We start from the raw sequence: 16,661 nt of genomic DNA, 5'->3' as shown, positions 1-16,661 counted from the left end.
TCAGTCCGAGCCGTCGGTCGGCATCGCCTCGCCCATCTCCCACGCCGACAGCGACGAGATCGACGCGCGTCCGCCCTCGGCGGCGACCGAGATCCCGACCGCGTCCTCGCGGGTCGGGTACGCTCGGCTCGTCAGGCAGCGGCGGTCGTTCGCGTAGATCTCGACCACGGAGCGGTCGAGGAAGACGCGCAGCGAGATTGGCTCGTCGTACGGCGGCACCGACATCGACTGCGCGTCGGCGAACGCGCGGCCGTCCCCGCTCGACGGCGCGCGGTCGACGGTCAGCGTGCCGTCCCGCTCGTAGCGAACCGGCGTGCGCTCGGCGCGGTCGGGCGTCTCGAACACCGACAGCTCGACCGCCTCGGCGTCGTCCAGCGCGATCTCCGCCTGGAGCTCGATCGCCGCGCCCGCGACGTCGAGCCGTCGTCGGTCGCCCGCCGCGAGTTCGACCGTCTCGTCGGCGGCGAGCCGGTCGGTTCGGAGCTCGGTCACCTCGTCGGCGGGGCGCTGCCGGAGCCCGCCGTCGGGACCGGTCTCGATGACGCGCGGGAGCGAGAGCGCGCCGGACCAGCCGGCGTCCCACTGCGCCTCGACGTCACGGGCCTCGGGCAGCCACCCCCACGTGAGCGTTCGGTTCCCCTCGTCGCCGCCGCCGTTTCCTCCCCCGGCCGCGTCCGTCAGCGACTGCGGCGCGTAGAAGTCGCCGTGGTCGAGTACCCCCTCGGACTCGACGACGAACTCCCCGTCCTCGACGTCGCCGAGGAAGTAGACCACGTCCTCGTAGTCGGAGACGTGGAGGAGCCGGCGGTCGCCCAGGTCCAGCAGCTCGGGGCACTCCCACACCGCGCCGGCGTCGGGGCCGCCCGCGAGCAGGGGGCCCTCGTAGGTCCACTCCGTGAGCGTCTCGCCGGTGTACAGGAGGGCGGCACCGCCGCCGTCGGCGAGCCCGGTGCCGACGAGGTGGTGCCAGCGGCCGTCCTCCCGCCAGACGTTGTGGTCGCGGAACTCGGCGCGCCAGTGGTCGGTCTCGAGGACGTCGAGGTCGGCCGGCGGCGCCTCGATCACGGGGTTCCCCTCGTACTTCTCCCACGTCCGGAGTCCGGGGTCGTCGGTCGTCGCGAGACAGGGGAGCTGGTCCCGGCCGTTGCCGCCGGTGTACAGCAGCGTCGGGGTGCCGTCGTCGTCGACGGCACAGCCCGACCAGCAGCCGTCGCGGTCGGGACCGTCGGGCGACGGCGAGAGCGCGACCGGCTCGTCGCGCCACGTCACCAGGTCGTCGCTGACGGCGTGTCCCCAGTGGATGGTGTTGTGGAACGGCCCGGCGGGGTTGTACTGGTAGAAGACGTGGTACCGGCCGTTCCACCGGATCAGTCCGTTGGGGTCGTTCAGCCAGTTCGCCGGCGGCGTGAGGTGGTACTTCGGTCGCCCGCCGGGGCCGTCCTCGCCGGCGGCAGCGACGCGGTCGCGGAGGCGGCGCACGTCGCCCGCGTCGGTCGGTCGTCCGGGCGTCCCCCCGTCGACCGCCAGGCTCCGAAGGCACCCGGCGACGAGCCGGTCGCGGGTCGCTGCGAGCGCGTCGGCCGTCGGTTCGTCGTCCGCCGCGGGCGGGGCGCCGAACAGCACCGGCGCGCCGAGCCCGAGGACCGCGCCGTCGCCGACGGTCCACGAGACCGCGGTCATCTCGTCGGGGACGTCCGCGTCGCCGCGGACGGTCGAGGCGAGCACCTCGCCGCGCTCGGGGAGGACCCGCTCGTAGCGGACCGCCGGGACCGCGCCGCGGGCGCGGAGCGGGTGACGGAGCCCCTCCAGCGACGCCAGCGCCGGGTGGTCGGCGTACGTCGACCGCCACAGGACGCCGGTCGGCTCGGCGAGCGCCTCCTCGCCGACGCGGTCGGGAGCAACCGACTCGACCGAGAGCCGGTCGACCGAGGCCATCGCGCGGAGCGTCAGGAGGAGCCCGCCGCCGTCGGCGAGGAAGGCGTCGATCGCGGCCGCCGCGTCGCCGAGGGGGTCCGCGTCGGGACGCGGCGCCGCCCGGTGCCACCAGAGGACGTCGAACCGCCGGACTGGCGCGTCGCTGTCGCCGACGCCGGGACCGGGGTACGACCCGGCCAGCGGTTCGCTGTTGTCCGCGGCAGCGGCGACCCCGCCGGATCCGGAGGGGTCGCTCGGGGCGGCCACGCCGGACCCGTTCGCGCGGGGAGCGGCCGACCCGTCGGTTCCGTTCGACAGCGCCGCCTCGAGAGCGGCGAAGGGGACGACCTCCGCGGCGACCCCGTCGAGGGCGTCGAGCCAGTCGACCGCGGCGCGCTGTTCGTCGGAGAGGTCCCCCGCGGCGAGCACGCCGACGCGGAACGGCGATTCCGTCATACGCGTGCTCACTCGGTACCGAGTCAAAACCGTGTCGTCCGACCGCCGGCGACGATCGAACGACCGGCCGGGAACGTAACCGTCGGCGGCCACGGCGGAGGGCGATCCGCCGGCAGGGTTTTTATCCTGCGACGGGAACTGGTTCGCATGAGCACCGAAACGGTCGAGACGGGGAGCGACCCGGCGATCGAGGTGACCCCCGACGCCGCGGAGGAGGCGCTCGCCCTGCTAGAGGGTGAGGGCCTCGACACGGAGGAGGCCGGACTCCGATTGTTCGTCCAGCAGGGCGGCTGTGCGGGCCTGTCGTACGGGATGCGGTTCGACACGGAGCCGGAAGAGGACGATCTGGTCGTCGAGCACCACGGGCTGCGGGTGTTCGTCGACCCCGCGAGCCGGAACTACATCGGCGGGAGCAGGCTCGACTACGAGCGCGGCCTGCAGGCGGCCGGCTTCGAGGTCGAGAACCCGAACGTCGTCTCCGAGTGCGGCTGCGGCGAGTCGTTCCGGACCTAGGGCGACGCGCCGGTCGCCCCGACCCTCCCCACGTCGCCGGCGACGCACGTTTTTAACCGCCTCCGACCGGTAGTGGCGCGCATGAGTCTCGACGCGTCGACGACGACCGACGGCGAGCGGGTGTACACCGACCGGACGATGGTCGAGCGCGGAGCCGAGGGCCCCTTCTACGTCGTCTTCGCCGACGCCGACGGATCGACCCGATGGGGGTTCCGCTGCGGCAACTGCGGGTCGTTCGACACCGCGATGGACACCATGGGTCGGATCCAGTGTACGGCGTGCGGCAACCTCCGGAAGCCCGACGAGTGGGACGCGGCACACGAGTGATCGGACTCGCGCGAGGACACTGCGAGCGAACGGCCGCGTGACCCCACGAATGGCCGGTCTTACAGAATCGTGAGAAACTTTATCACGGAAGCCGGCGAACGTCGATACAGATGGCCACTGCGAGCATCCCACCGACGACGGAGGCCAGAGACGTCTTTCGTGAACTCGGATACACCGTCTCCGAGGGCGGACAGGAGTTCGTCGCAGAGCGGAAGTGGCGACGCGTGCTCGTGACGGTGTTGTGTATGGAGGACGACGATCTGGACCCGTATCTCGCGGACGGCGGCGACACCCCGCGGCTCCGCTGTTTCGTCACGTGGCGCGACCGCGCGGGCGACCTGCGCGACCGCCTCGTCTCCAGGAAGCCCCCGTACGACTGGGCGGTCATCGGCATCGAGGCCGACGGCTCGGACTTCGCCGTGATGGAAGGCGCGCCGGGCAGTCCCTGACGGCGGTTCGCGTCGACTCCACCGCCATCTTTTATGGTAGCGTGCGTCGAACTGACACGTGACATGGTGTTCAAGAAGATCACGCTGATCGGGACGAGCGAGGAGAGCTTCGACGCGGCCGCCGACGACGCGATCGACCGCGCCGAGGACACGCTGGAGAACGTCTACTGGGCGGAGGTACGGGAGTTCGGCGTCGAGCTACAGAGCGCGGCCGACCGGGAGTATCAGGCCGAGGTCGAGGTCGCGTTCGAGCTGTCCGACTGAGGCGCCGACCGGGAACCGTCGCGGGGGAATCGCGACCCGCTTTACAGGGGCAGCAGCGTCGCGCCCCCCTCCGCGGCCCGCTGAATCTCGTCGGCGTACGCGATGGAGACGTACAGCAGCGTGAAGATGACGGCGTTGTGGAGCCCGTGGAGAAGGATCGGGACGACGAGGTTCTCGGTGTACTCGTACACCGCGCCGAAGACGAGACTGGGGAGGAAGAGGATGGAAACGGTGGTGAGCCGCGCGGACGCGCCGCCGGTCAGCGCCATCACGTGGACGAACGCGAAGATGGCCGAGGCGATGACGATTGCGGGCGCCGCCGGCAGCGTCTCCCGGAGCCGCCCCTGCACGACGCCGCGGTACAGGATCTCCTCGGAGGGGGCGATCACGAGGAACGACGCCGCGACGAGGAGCGGGATGACCGCGGGGTTCTGCATCGCGAGCTCCGCGCTCTGGTTCGAGGCCGCCTCGGTCCCCAGCAGCTGGATCACGACCGAGACGACCATGATCGTGATCAGGATCAGCACCCAGCTGCCGAGGATCAGGCCGAGGTCCCTCAGGCTCGGGCGCCGCACGCCGAGGTACGAGACGATCCCGGCCCGGTCGAACCCCCGCCACGTGAGATAGACGACCGCCAGCCCGCCGAACGCGACGTACTGCCCCAACACGAGCGTGAGCGCGAGGGCCGCGGCGAGCGGGAGTCCCCCGGTCAGGGCGTTGACGCCGAGCACCACGCCCCCGCTGAGGATCGCTATCGCCGGGCCGAGAAGCCCCAAGAGCAGGGCCGTGGCGACGGCCACGGCGACGCTTCGGCCGTCCGAACCGTCGGCCGTCGTTGCGTCGTCGGTCGCGGCGGCGGTCGACGGCGGGTCGTCGGTCCCGGCCGTCGCGGTCGAGCCGTCGCTCGGCTCGCCGCCGTCGGAGGACACGCGGCCCGGTCGGTTCGCGTCGTCGCTAGCGGGGTCTGACATCGTCCCGTCTACGAGCCGACCCATAATAGGGCTGTTCGTGTCTCGCCTTCGGCGTGGGCGGTCAGATCTCGTCGGCGCGACGACCGCCGTGTCACCGGTACAGCAGCTCGTACCACAGCACGGCGGTCACGGCCCGGCCGTCTCGGAGCCCGTCGTCGACGACGGCCGCGAGCAGGTCGTCGTACGGGACCGTCTCGACCGCGATCGACTCGTTGTGGTCGAGGTCGCGCTCGGCCGTCGGCTCGCAGCCCGTCGCGAGGAGGTGGTGATGGACCGAGTTCGCGATCCCGTTCGTCGGCTCCACCGTCGTCAGTCGCTCGAAGGAGTCGGCCTCGTACCCCGTCTCCTCGGCGAGCTCGCGGGCGGCGGCGCGCTCGAGGTCGTCCGCGTCCTCCGGCTCCACCGATCCCGCGGGGAGCCCGTGGTTGACGCGTCCCACCGCCTGTCGCCACTCGTCGATGACGACCACGTCGCCCGCCGGCGTGAACGGGAGTACCACGACCGCGGGCGGCTCCTCGACGTAGTGGAACCCGTCCGTCTCCCCGTCCGGGAAGCGCACCTCGTCCCGGCGCACGTCGAAGCCGGGACAGCGGTAGTCGATGTCGGTGTCGAGCGTCTCCCACGAGAGGTCGTCCATGCCTCCGGGTCGGCGCTCGGGAACCTAAATCCCCTCACTCGGACGCCGCCCCCGCGGCGCCGATCCCCGTCCCTCACGACCAGTCGCCGAGCGACGCCTGACCGTCGTCGGTCCGGCGGTCGGCGGCGTTCCGCTCCGCGTCGGACTCGCCTCCGTCCCGGGCGGTCGGCTCGCCGCCGACCCAGTCGGTGAGCTTACCGCCGTCGCCGTCCGCGGTGGTCGCCCGGGAACCCGACGAGCCGGCGCGGTCGCTCACCGCCCCGTCGCTCGACTCGAACCCGCCGAGCGTCGTCTGGTCGCTCTCGGCGAAGTCGAGCTTGGAGACCCGAACGCCGAGCTTGCGGACCCGGTCCTCGGCGAACTCGTCGAGGAGGTCGAGCGCCACCTCCTCGACGAGCTCCGGGTCGTCCACGGGCCCCGGGAGGCTCCGGGCGCGGGTGTTGACGTCGTAGGGGGGCTCGACCGCCTTGATCCCGATGGTTCGGTACAGACACCCGCGCTCGCGGGCGCGGCGGGCCACGTCGGCCGAGAGCGCCGCCACGGTCTCCCGCTTCGTCTCCCGGTCGGCGGTCGGCGGCAGCGACGACTCCCGCGAGAGGCTCTTGGGGAGTCCGGTCGGGGTCACCTCGCGGTCGTCGTCGCCCCGCGCGCGCCGACGGAGTTCGGGGCCGCGCTCGCCCAGCTCGTCGGCGAGGCGGTCGGGGTCGGCGGCGGCGAGGTCGGCGGCGATCTCGACCCCCATCTCGGCGAGCGTCCGCTCCGTCACCGGACCGACCCCGTGGATCTCGGCGGTCGACAGCGGCGCGAGGAACGACTCGACCGAGCCGGGCGGGACGACCACGAGCCCGTCGGGCTTGTCGGCGTCGCTGGCGACCTTCGCGGTCGACATGTTCGGCGCCACGCCGACGCTCGCCGGCACCCCGGCCTCGCGCTCGATGCGCTGTTTGACGTGCCGAGCGTACCCCTCCGCGAGGGTCCGCGCCTCGGCGGGGCCGGCCGCGGCGCTCTCCCCCTCGGCGACGTCCCACGCGGTCCGGTCGGTGACGTCGAGGTACGCCTCGTCGATGCTCACCTCGCGGAGCGTGTCGGCGCAGTCGCGGAGGACGGCCTTCACGTCGCTCGCGACCTCCTTGTACCAGTCGAGGTCGACGGGCAGGTACCGGCCCGTCTCCTCGGGGTCGGGCGCGTTCGGGTCGTCGGGGTCGGCGTCGGTCCGTCGGGGGAGCAGGTCGAGCGCCTCCGATATCGGCATCGCGCTCTCGACGCCGAACGCGCGGGCCTCGTAGCTCGCGGTCGCGACCGCGCCGATCGACTCCCCGTCCTCGTACCCCATCCCGACGACCACGGGCTCGCCCGCGAGTTCGGGCCGACGGAGGCGCTCGCAGGAGGCGTAAAAGCAGTCCATGTCCACGTGGAACACGACGCGGTCGCTCCCGTCCGCCTCGTCGGTCGCCGTCCCGGGGAGCGTTCCGCCCACCATCGCCGAAGGCTCCGCGCCGCGCCGCCTTAAGAATCAGCCACGCGCGGCGGTAGTGGAACGGGCGGCGACCCTGGCGGCATACCGGCGTCCTCATAACTGACATGTGAGTCGACATTCGTTTACCGGGAGCGTCCGAAGCCCGTGCCATGTCCGAACGGATCGACGTGTTACACGTCGACGACGATCCGTCCGTGCTGGACCTCACGGAGGCGTACCTCGAACGCGAGCTGGAGTCCGTCGCGGTGACGAGCGTCGCGGAGCCGTCGGCCGCGCTCGACCGGCTCGACGACGGGGAGTTCGACTGCGTCGTCAGCGACTACGAGATGCCCGGCACGGACGGGCTGGAGCTCTTCGAGGCGATCCGCACGGAGCACCCTCGGCTCCCGTTCGTCCTCTACACCGGGAAGGGATCGGAGGAGATCGCCAGCCGGGCGCTCAACGCGGGCGTCACCGGCTACTTCCAGAAGGGAGGTCCCGAGCAGCTCCGGCGGCTCTCGAACCGGGTCGAGCAGGCGGTCGCGGAGCACCGGACCCGCGAGATCGCCGACCGCTACTCGACGGTCATCGACGCGCTCGGCTACCCGGTCTACGTCGTCGACGAGACCGGCGTCTTCCGGTTCGTCAACGAGCCGTTCACGGAGCTGACCGGCTACGACCGCGAGGAGATTGTCGGCAGCACGCCGGGGCTCATCAAGGACGACGACGCCGTCGCGGAGGCCGAGGGCCGGCTCGGACGTGTCCTCTCGAGCTCCGGCCCCGACGTGGAGCGCTTCTCGGTCGACATCGCCCCGAAGGAGGGCGAGCCGATCTCCTGCCGGGACCACATGGCCGCGCTCCCGTACGAGGGCGAGTCGTTCGAGGGGAGCGTCGGCATCCTCCGAGACGTCTCCGACGAGCGCGAGCGCCGCGAGGAGCTGGAGACGAAGAACCGGGCGCTCGACGAGGCCCCGGTCGGCATCGCGATCACCGACCCGGACCTCCCGGACAACCCGATGGTGTACGTCAACGACCGGTTCGTCGAGATGACCGGCTACGACCGCGAGGACGCGGTGGGCGTCAACTGCCGGTTCCTGCAGGGGGAGGACACCGACGAGGAGCCGGTCGCCCGGCTCCGCGAGGCGATCGACGCCTGGGAGCCGGCGAGCGTCGAGCTGTTGAACTACCGGAAGGACGGCACGCCGTTCTGGAACCGCGTCAGCGTCGCGCCGATCCGCGACGGCGAGGGGTCGGTCTCCGAGTGGGTCGGCTTCCAGGAGGACATCACGGCGTTCAAGGAGCGCGAGGCGGCGCTCAAACGGCAGAACGAGCGGCTCGACGCCTTCGCGGGCATCGTCTCGCACGACCTCCGGAACCCGCTCAACGTCGCGCAGGGACGCGTCGAGCTGGCGCGAGACGCGACCGACGACCCGTCGCATCTCGACGCCGCGGTCGACGCGCTCGACCGGATAGAGTCGATCGTCGAGCACACCCTCACGCTCGCCCGCGAGGGGGAGACGGTCGGCGATCCGGAGCCGGTCGCGCTCGCGGAGGTGGCCGCCGACAGCTGGGAGACGGTCGACACCGGCTCGGCGTCGCTGTCGAACGAGGCCGACGGCGAGGTGCTGGCCGACCCGGACCGGCTCCGCAACCTGTTCGAGAACCTCGTCCGCAACAGCGTCGAGCACGGCTCGACTGGCAGTCGGGCGGAGCCCGACGCGGTCGAACACGCCGGCGACGGGGTGCGGATCCGCGTCGGCGACCTCGAGGACGGCTTCTACGTCGAAGACGACGGGCCCGGGATCCCCGAGTCCGTTCGCGGTGCCCTCTTCGAGCCCGGTGAGAGTGGGGTCGCCGGCAACACCGGTTTCGGGCTGGCGATCGTCCAGGAGATCGCCACCGCCCACGGGTGGACCGTCGAGGCGGTCGACGCCGACGACGGCGGCGCGCGGTTCGAGATCCGCGGCGTCCGACGCCCCTCGTAGCCGGCGTCGCGTTTCGGGTCGGAGAGCGGTCCGCCGCGGCGGGAGCGTGCGTCGCCGCCGAGAACCGGATCGACTCCCGCCGTTCGCAAACGCCTTTGTGACCCCGACCGAAGCGGAGAGAGATGGGACTGCGCTCCGGCGTCGTCGACACCGATCGGCGAGTCATCGTGCTCGCGCTCGCCCGGATGGTCGGGGCGGCCGGCAACTCCTTCCTCATCGTCGTGCTGCCGCTGTACATCGCGAGCGACCTGATCGACGTCGGCGCGCTCCTCGGGACCGAGGTCGGCGTCGGCGCGGCGTCCGTCACGGTGACCGAGCCGCTGCTCATCGGCCTCGTGCTCTCGCTTTTCGGCTTCCTCAACAGCCTCTCGCAGCCGGTGACCGGACGGCTCTCGGACCGGACCGGCGTCCGTCGGCCGTTCGTGCTGGTCGGGATCCTCCTTCTGGGCACCGCGAGCGGGCTCTACACGGTCGCGGGCGCCTACTGGCAGCTGGTCGTCCTGCGGGCGATACAGGGGCTCGGCGCGGCGCTCATCATCCCCGCGACGGTCGCGCTGGTCAACGAGTACGCGTCGGCCGACACCGACCGCGGCGGCAACTTCGGCGTGTACAACACCTTCCGGCTGATCGGTTTCGGCTTCGGACCGGTGCTGGCCGGCGCCGTCGTCGAGGCCGGGCCGTACGACCTCTCGCCGATCGGGCTCCCCGTCGTCAACGGATTCGACGCGGCGTTCGCCGCCGCCTGCGGCGGGGCGTACCTCAGCTTCGCCCTCGTCTTCCTCCTGGTCCGGGACGCCGCCGAGTCCAGCGAGGCGAGCGACGACCTCTCGGTCCGCGTGCGCGGCGAGGACCGCCTGCTCGACCCCGTGTTCGCGCTCGGCCTGGCGACGGTCGCGATGGGGCTGTGTATCGCGCTGTTCGCGACGCTCCAGAACCAGGTGAACGTCCGGCTCGACCAGGCGCCGGTGTGGTTCGGGCTCCAGTTCGCCGCGGTGACGATCGCGAACGTGCTCCTGCAGGTGCCCGTGGGGCAGGCCAGCGACCGGATCGGTCGACGCCCGTTCCTGCTCGCCGGGTTCGTGCTCCTCGTGCCGACGACGCTGCTGCAGGGGATCGTCACCGACCCGATCGCGATGACGATCGTCCGGCTGGCGCAGGGGGTCGCGGTCGCGTGCGTCTTCGCGCCCTCGCTCGCGCTCGCCGGCGACCTCGCTCGGGAGGGCGAGTCCGGCACGACGCTGTCGGTGCTCACGATGGGGTTCGGCTTCGGAATCGCGCTCGGACCCCTCGCGTCCGGCTGGCTCGTCGGCTTCGGGTTCGTCGTCCCTTTCGCGGTCGGCGCGGCGCTCGCGGTCGTCGCGTTCGCGGCGGTCGTCACGCAGGTCGAGGAGACGCTCGGCGCGAGCGACGACGCCGGGGCGGTCGCGGCGGACTGACGTATATATGACCGGCGCCCGAACGGCAGGTCGTGTCGCGCGACCGCGTCCACTGCGTCGACTGCCGGGAGCCGATCCCCAGCGACGCCCGGCTCTGTCCCCACTGCGAGGCGGTCCAGCCGTCGCCGCTCGTCGACGTCGGAGTGATCGTCGGCGGCGTCTTCGCGTTCGCCTTCGGCCTGCTCCTCGCGATGCTGACGATCGGGACGAGCCGGCTGCTCGGTTTCCTGCTGCTCGTCGTCGGCTTCGGCCTCGCCGTCGGCGGGTACACACGCCACGTCGACCGGCAGGCGGGGCGGCGAGCGCGGTGAGACCCCTCGTCTCCGTCCCCGACCGGTCCAGCGGATTTTAAATATCACCGACGAGAAGTCGGCGGTATGTTCACCGTACTCGACGCGGGCCTCGTCGGCGCGGGACTGCTCCTCGCGTTCGTCGGCGCCGCGGTCTCCGTCTACGCCGTCACGCTGACCGGGGTGCTCGTCGGGGGCGGGGCCGGCTACCTCGCCGCGCCCAACCTCGCCGGGGTGGTCGCGGTCGACGGGCTGGTGCTCACCGGCACGGCGGTAGCCCTCGGCGCCGCGGTCGGCGGCTTCCTCGCGTACGCCGGCCTCTCCTTCGCCGTCGTCGCCATCGGCGGGCTGGTCGGCGGCTTCGCCGGCCGGTTCGCGGTCGGACCGCTCTACGCGGCCGACGCGGCCGGGATCGAGGGGACGCTCCTGCTGGTCGGCGCGACGCTCGCCGGCGTCGCGGTCGGCGCGCTGTTCGGCTTCGTCCTGAGCCGGACGACGCTGGTCGTCTCGACGGCGTTTCTCGGCGCGGCGTTCGCCTCGCGGTCTCTCACCCCGGCGACGCTGAACGCGGCCGCCGCCGGGCCGTCGGTCGAGCCGCTCCTGTTCGACGTCAGCGCCCCGGCGTTCCTCGCCGTCTTCGTCCTCGGCGCGCTCTCGCAGATCGGGCTGTTCCGATTCGGCTACGTGACGAGGCTGGTCGGGCTCCTGCCCGGCGCGCGGCGGTGGACCGCGAACGACGACCGGAACGCGAAGGGCGCCTGAGCCGGGCCGGCCTCGCGCTCGTCCTACTCGTCCCCGTACTCGTAGAACCCGCGCCCCGTCTTCTTCCCGAGGTCGCCGGCCGCCACCTTGCGCTTGATCAGGTACGCCGGCGTGTACCGGTCGCCGAGCTCGGCGTGGAGCGTCTCGCTGGCGTCGAGGACCACGTCGAGCCCGATGTGGTCGGCGAGTTCGAGCGGCCCCATCGGAACGTTCGTCCCGAGCGTCATCCCGCGGTCGATGTCGGCCTTGTCGGCGACGCCCTCGTCGAAGGCGCGGACGCCCTCGTTGATCCACGGCATCAGGATCCGGTTGGTGACGAAGCCGGGCTTGTCGTCGGACTCCCACGTCTCCTTGCCCAAGTCCGCGGCGAAGGCGTGCGCGAACTCGACCACCGCCGCCGCGGTGTGTTCCCCGACGACGACCTCCACGCCGTCCATGATCGGGACCGGGTTCATGAAGTGGAGGCCGACCACGTCGCCCGCGCGGTCCGTGGCGCTCGCGACGGTCGTGATCGACAGCGTCGAGGTGTTGGTAGCGAGGACGACGTCGTCGTCCGTCACCTCGTCGAGATCGGCGAATATCTCGCGTTTCACGTCCATGTCTTCGACCGCGGCCTCGACGACGACGTCCGCGGCCGCGAGGTCCTCGAGGTCGGTCGTGCCCGCGATCCGGCCGCGGATCGCCGCAGGCTCCTCGTCGAGGGCGCCCTTCGACGCCAGCCGGTCGAGGCTGTTCGCGACGCTGTCGAGCCCGCGCTCGACGTACTCGTCCTCGACGTCGCGCATCACGACCTCGTAGCCCGCGGTCGCGGCGACCTGCGCGATCCCGTTGCCCATCGTGCCGGCCCCCACCACGCCGACGACGTCGATATCGGATAGCTCCCGCATGGGAATCGCTGCCGCGTCGCGGCTGGTAAGTATTGCGGCTTCGGGGTCGGCGGCGACGCGCTCCGACGGCGTTCGTTACGAACGCCTGATAATTAACTATTTGAGTAGTTATTTTAACGAGTAGAGATTCGTCGCAGAGGTGAGTGAGCGGCGCGGAGAGCGCCGAATTCGTTTCTTTACGTCCATCGAAACGACCGCAGTGTTTTTTACTGATGTAACGGGAGTATGAACCGATGCTTCCTCACGCCGACGACGCTATCTCGCGGGACGGCAAGTCGCTCATCCTCGCGTACGACCACGGGCTCGAACACGGCCCGGTCGACTTCGACCCGAACCCGGCGACCGCGGACCCGGAGCGGCTGTTCGAGCTCGCCAGCCACGACGCGGTCACCGCGCTCGCCGTACAGAAGGGGGTCGCCGAGGCGTACTACCCCGACTACGAGGAGGACGTGAACCTCCTGTTGAAGCTGAACGGCACCTCGAACCTCTGGATGGGAGAGCCCGACAGTCCGGTCAATTGCACCGCCGAGTACGCGGCCGGGCTCGGCGCCGACGCGATCGGGTTCACCCTCTACGGCGGGTCGAACCACGAGGTCGAGATGGCCGAGGAGTTCCGGCGCGCACAGGAGGGCGCCCGCGAACACGACATGGGCGTCGTCATGTGGTCGTACCCGCGCGGACAGGGCGTCAAGAACGACACGAGCCCGGACACCATCTCCTACGCGGCCCGACTCGGGTTGGAGCTCGGCGCCGACGTGGTGAAGGTGAAGTACCCCGGCTCCGCCGAGGCGATGGGCGAGGCCGTCAGGATGGCCGGCCCCACGAAGGTCGTGATGTCCGGCGGCACGATGCGCGACGACAAGGCGTTCCTCCGGAACGTCTCGGACGCGATCGACGCGGGGGCGACCGGGCTTGCCGTCGGGCGGAACGTCTTCCAACGCGACGACCCCGAGCGCATCCTCGACGCGCTGGAGGCCGTGGTCTTCGAGGAGGCCGACCCCGCGGAGGCGCTCGCCGTCGCCGAGAGCGACGACTGATGACCGACCCAACTCCCGTCGCGGACAGCGGCGACCGCGCCGACCCGACCGTCGAGGCCGTCTTCGACGCGGTCGCGGCCACCGCCCCCGAGATCCGGGCCGCGCTCCCCGGTCGCCGCGTCGAGAGCGGGACGGGCAATCCGTCCGGCGAGCGCGTCATGGCCGGCGACCTGTACGCCGACGAGCTGCTCGCCGAGGCGATCACCGCGGTCGACGGCGTCGGCTCGTTCGTCAGCGAGGAGCGCGAGGCCGCCGTCGACGCCGGCGGCGCGGTCGGCGAGGGCGCCTACGCGGTCGCGATCGACCCCCTCGACGGCTCCTCGAACCTCCGGTCGAACAACGCGATGGGCACCGTGGTCGGGGTGTACGACGCCCCCCTGCCCGCCACCGGACGCGACCTGGTCGCCGCCGGCTACGTCCTCTACGGCCCCATCACGACGATGGTCGTCGCCGACGCGTCGGGCGTCCGCGAGGAGGTGGTGGAGCGCGAGACCGCGGGTGACGACGGCGGCGTCTCCCGCTCGGTCGTCGAGGACGACCTGCGGCTCCCACCGGACCCCCTCGTCTACGGATTCGGCGGACGCGTCCCCGACTGGCCGGACGACTTCACGGCCTACGCCCGCGAGATCGAAGACGAGCTGAAGCTCCGGTACGGCGGCGCCATGGTCGGCGACGTGAACCAGGTGCTCACCTACGGCGGGATCTTCGCGTACCCCGCGCTCGTCGGCACGCCCGAGGGGAAGCTCCGGCTCTCCTTCGAGGCGAACCCGATCGCCTACATCGTCGAGCGCGCGGGCGGCGCCGCGACCGACGGCGAGATCGACATCCTCGACGTCAAACCCGAGGGCGTCCACGACCGCGTGCCCCTCTACGTCGGCAACGAGGAGCTGGTCGAGCGGCTGCAGGCGGCGCTGGCGTGACCCCGCCGCGTCTCGTCCGGCGCCGGTCGAACCCGCATGGAAAACTGTTTAGGATCTACCGCAAATCTTGCGTCCATGAAAGTCCACGTCGGCGCGGCGGCGACGCCGGAGGAGGCCGAGGCGATCGCGAAGTCGCTCGCGGAGCACCTCGGCGTCGACGTCGACGTCCACGTCGGCGGGAGCGACGCGCCGGCCGCGAGCGCCGAGCCGCCGGAGACGGCGTACCCCCTCGACGACGACCGCGGACCCACTGACCGAGAGCGCGACCTCCGGGCGGAGATCGACGACATCCTGGAGGGCGGTCCGGAGAAGTACCGCGAGCGACTGCCCGAGCGGGGGAAGCTGTTCGTCCGCGACCGGCTCGACCTCTGGTTCGGCGGGGAGGGCGGAACCGGTGGCGCCGGCGACGCGAGCGCGACCGAGAGCGACCCCGCCGGGATCCACTTCGAGGACGGGAAGTTCGCGGCCTTCGACGACTGGCACCCGAACGCGCCCGGACGGGCCGGCGGGGACGGCGAGGACGACAGAAACGGGGAAAGCGGAGGCGACGAGGGCACCGAGGCCGGCGGCGACCGCCTCCCAGCCGACGGTCTGCTCACCGGGGCGGCCGAGTTCGAGGGACGCGACGTGCACTTCATGGCCAACGACTTCACCGTGAAGGCGGGGTCGATGGCGGCGAAGGGCGTCGAGAAGTTCCTCCGGATGCAACAGCGCGCCCTGAAGACGGGCAAGCCCGTCCTCTACCTGATGGACTCCTCGGGCGGACGGATCGACCAGCAGACCGGCTTCTTCGCCAACCGCGAGGGGATCGGGAAGTACTACTACAACCACTCGATGCTCTCGGGCGCGGTCCCGCAGATCTGCGTGCTGTACGGCCCCTGTATCGCCGGCGCCGCCTACACCCCCGTCTTCGCCGACTTCACCGTGATGGTGGAGGGGATGTCCGCGATGGCGATCGCCTCGCCGCGGATGGTGAAGATGGTCACCGGCGAGGAGATCGAGATGGAGGACCTCGGCGGCCCGCGCGTCCACGCCGAGGAGTCCGGATCGGCCGACCTCGTCGCCCGCGACGAGGAGCACGCCCGGGAGCTCGTCGCCGACCTGATCGGCTACCTCCCCGACAGCGCGGGCGAGAAGCCCCCGAAGCGAGAGACGAAGCCGCCCAAGTACTCGCCCGACGGCATCGACGAGCTCATCCCGGAGTCGCCGAACCGCGCGTACGACGCCCGCGACCTGCTCGACCGGATCGCCGACGCCGAGTCGGTCTTCGAGCTGAAGGAGGGGTACGGTCCGGAGATACTCACGGCGTTCTGTCGGATCGACGGCCGCCCCGTCGGCGTCGTCGCCAACCAGCCGACGGAGCGGTCGGGCGCCATCTTCCCGGACGCGGCCGAGAAGGCGGCCGAGTTCATCTGGACCTGCGACGCCTACGAGGTCCCCCTGCTGTACCTCTGTGACACGCCCGGCTTCATGGCCGGCTCGCAGGTGGAGAAGGACGCGATACTGGAGAAGGGCAAGAAGATGATCTACGCCACCTCCTCCGCGACGGTGCCGAAACAGACCGTCGTCGTCCGGAAGGCGTACGGCGCGGGCATCTACGCGATGGGCGGCCCGGCCTACGACCCCGAGAGCGTGATCGGGCTCCCCTCCGGCGAGATAGGGATCATGGGGCCCGAGGCCGCGATAAACGCCGTGTACGCCCGGAAGCTCGCCGCGATCGACGACCCCGAAGAGCGCGCCGAGACCGAGGCGCGGCTGCGCGAGGAGTACCGCGAGGACATCGACATCCATCGGATGGCCAGCGAAGTCGTCATCGACGAGATCGTCCCCCCGTCGACGCTCCGCGAGGAGCTCGCCGCCCGCTTCGCGTTCTACGAGGACGTGACGAAGGACCTGCCGGACAAGAAGCACGGGACGGTCATCTGACGAGACGCACGGGCGTGCGGGCGCGCTGTCGACCGCGCCGTTACAGCGCCGCGACCCACTCGGCGCCGAGGAGGTCGGTCGCGCTCCCGAATCCGAGCGCGACCGCGACGCCGACCGCCAGCAGCGCGCCGACGTACGCGGCGGATCCGACCATCGACGCGGCGGCGAACCGCGGCGCGGAGACGGACGAGGCGTTGGCGGTGGGGAGGGCGAGCCAGCCGCGCGTGCCGGGGACCGCGTTCGAGGCCGCCACCGCGGGGAGCCCCCACCGGTCGAACCAGCGGCCGGCGCCGTCGATCGCGTCGTCGCCGACCGGAACGAGGGGGAGCGACGTGGGGTCCACGTCGAACCGACGGACGGCGGCGAAGACGACCGACTGGCCGACGGTCGCGCCGACCACCGCGGCGGCGAACACCGGCAGGACCGCGACC

Annotated in this window: 17 protein-coding genes; 11 read left to right on the top strand and 6 right to left on the bottom strand. The window is 71.7% G+C overall.

All coding sequences use genetic code 11. The features are described from left to right. Complete coding sequence (locus tag U4E84_RS03480) at positions 1 to 2,370, bottom strand: glycoside hydrolase family 32 protein (protein ID WP_322530710.1); 2,370 nt, start codon at positions 2,368 to 2,370, stop codon at positions 1 to 3. A 147-nt stretch (positions 2,371 to 2,517) separates the two neighbouring features. On the opposite strand from U4E84_RS03480, the gene U4E84_RS03475 reads away from it, so the two are divergent. From U4E84_RS03475 to U4E84_RS03460, 4 genes are all read left to right on the top strand, one after another. Beyond that, positions 2,518 to 2,883 (top strand): iron-sulfur cluster assembly accessory protein, encoded by a 366-nt coding sequence (locus tag U4E84_RS03475; protein ID WP_322530709.1) that lies wholly within the window; start codon positions 2,518 to 2,520, stop codon positions 2,881 to 2,883. Between the two features lie 81 nt (positions 2,884 to 2,964). Next, on the top strand, positions 2,965 to 3,210 hold the full coding sequence (locus U4E84_RS03470) for a DUF5816 domain-containing protein (RefSeq protein WP_322530708.1): 246 nt from the start codon (positions 2,965 to 2,967) through the stop codon (positions 3,208 to 3,210). Between the two features lie 110 nt (positions 3,211 to 3,320). Next, complete coding sequence (locus tag U4E84_RS03465) at positions 3,321 to 3,659, top strand: hypothetical protein (protein WP_322530707.1); 339 nt, start codon at positions 3,321 to 3,323, stop codon at positions 3,657 to 3,659. 63 nt (positions 3,660 to 3,722) lie between these two features. After that, complete coding sequence (locus U4E84_RS03460; protein WP_322530706.1) at positions 3,723 to 3,923, top strand: dodecin; 201 nt, start codon at positions 3,723 to 3,725, stop codon at positions 3,921 to 3,923. A 41-nt stretch (positions 3,924 to 3,964) separates the two neighbouring features. Here U4E84_RS03460 and U4E84_RS03455 read toward each other — a convergent pair whose 3' ends face one another. The 3 genes from U4E84_RS03455 to U4E84_RS03445 form a co-directional block, all read right to left on the bottom strand. Next, positions 3,965 to 4,894: a lysostaphin resistance A-like protein gene (locus U4E84_RS03455; protein ID WP_322530705.1), complete on the bottom strand. Its 930-nt coding sequence runs from the start codon at positions 4,892 to 4,894 to the stop codon at positions 3,965 to 3,967. 91 nt (positions 4,895 to 4,985) lie between these two features. Then, positions 4,986 to 5,531, bottom strand: a complete 546-nt coding sequence (locus U4E84_RS03450; protein ID WP_322530704.1) for an NUDIX hydrolase — start codon at positions 5,529 to 5,531, stop codon at positions 4,986 to 4,988. A 73-nt stretch (positions 5,532 to 5,604) separates the two neighbouring features. Next, positions 5,605 to 7,011 (bottom strand): DNA polymerase IV, encoded by a 1,407-nt coding sequence (locus tag U4E84_RS03445; protein WP_322530703.1) that lies wholly within the window; start codon positions 7,009 to 7,011, stop codon positions 5,605 to 5,607. 146 nt (positions 7,012 to 7,157) lie between these two features. On the opposite strand from U4E84_RS03445, the gene U4E84_RS03440 reads away from it, so the two are divergent. The 4 genes from U4E84_RS03440 to U4E84_RS03425 all read left to right on the top strand — a co-directional run bounded on the left by U4E84_RS03440 (position 7,158) and on the right by U4E84_RS03425 (position 11,460). After that, on the top strand, positions 7,158 to 8,972 hold the full coding sequence (locus U4E84_RS03440) for a PAS domain-containing protein (RefSeq protein ID WP_322530702.1): 1,815 nt from the start codon (positions 7,158 to 7,160) through the stop codon (positions 8,970 to 8,972). A gap of 122 nt (positions 8,973 to 9,094) precedes the next feature. After that, a complete protein-coding gene (locus tag U4E84_RS03435) occupies positions 9,095 to 10,408 on the top strand; it encodes an MFS transporter (protein ID WP_322530701.1) in 1,314 nt (437 codons plus the stop codon). Positions 10,409 to 10,440: 32 nt separating this feature from the next. Next, positions 10,441 to 10,719, top strand: coding sequence for a zinc ribbon domain-containing protein (locus U4E84_RS03430; protein WP_322530700.1), 279 nt, complete (start codon positions 10,441 to 10,443; stop codon positions 10,717 to 10,719). A gap of 66 nt (positions 10,720 to 10,785) precedes the next feature. Further along, the gene (locus tag U4E84_RS03425) at positions 10,786 to 11,460 is read left to right on the top strand and encodes a phosphate ABC transporter permease (protein ID WP_322530699.1); all 675 of its coding nucleotides are present in this window, start codon (positions 10,786 to 10,788) and stop codon (positions 11,458 to 11,460) included. Between the two features lie 23 nt (positions 11,461 to 11,483). On the opposite strand, the gene U4E84_RS03420 is transcribed toward U4E84_RS03425, so the two are convergent. Then, entirely contained in the window at positions 11,484 to 12,347 is an 864-nt protein-coding gene (locus U4E84_RS03420; RefSeq protein WP_322530698.1) for a 3-hydroxyacyl-CoA dehydrogenase NAD-binding domain-containing protein, read from the bottom strand. A 233-nt stretch (positions 12,348 to 12,580) separates the two neighbouring features. On the opposite strand from U4E84_RS03420, the gene U4E84_RS03415 reads away from it, so the two are divergent. From U4E84_RS03415 to U4E84_RS03405, 3 genes are all read left to right on the top strand, one after another. Next, positions 12,581 to 13,384, top strand: a complete 804-nt coding sequence (locus tag U4E84_RS03415; RefSeq protein ID WP_322530697.1) for an aldolase — start codon at positions 12,581 to 12,583, stop codon at positions 13,382 to 13,384. Continuing rightward, positions 13,384 to 14,304 (top strand): class 1 fructose-bisphosphatase, encoded by a 921-nt coding sequence (locus tag U4E84_RS03410; RefSeq protein ID WP_322530696.1) that lies wholly within the window; start codon positions 13,384 to 13,386, stop codon positions 14,302 to 14,304. Before U4E84_RS03415 ends, U4E84_RS03410 begins: the two co-directional genes overlap by 1 nt. Before the next feature lie 75 nt (positions 14,305 to 14,379). Beyond that, a complete protein-coding gene (locus tag U4E84_RS03405) occupies positions 14,380 to 16,230 on the top strand; it encodes an acyl-CoA carboxylase subunit beta (protein WP_322530695.1) in 1,851 nt (616 codons plus the stop codon). Positions 16,231 to 16,270: 40 nt separating this feature from the next. On the opposite strand, the gene U4E84_RS03400 is transcribed toward U4E84_RS03405, so the two are convergent. Beyond that, positions 16,271 to 16,661: hypothetical protein (locus U4E84_RS03400; RefSeq protein WP_322530694.1), on the bottom strand; the 391-nt coding region annotated here is incomplete at its 5' end.

Source organism: Halorubrum sp. AD140, from assembly GCF_034497445.1.
Taxonomy (GTDB): domain Archaea; phylum Halobacteriota; class Halobacteria; order Halobacteriales; family Haloferacaceae; genus Halorubrum.
This window is presented reverse-complemented; position numbering and strand designations above follow the sequence as displayed.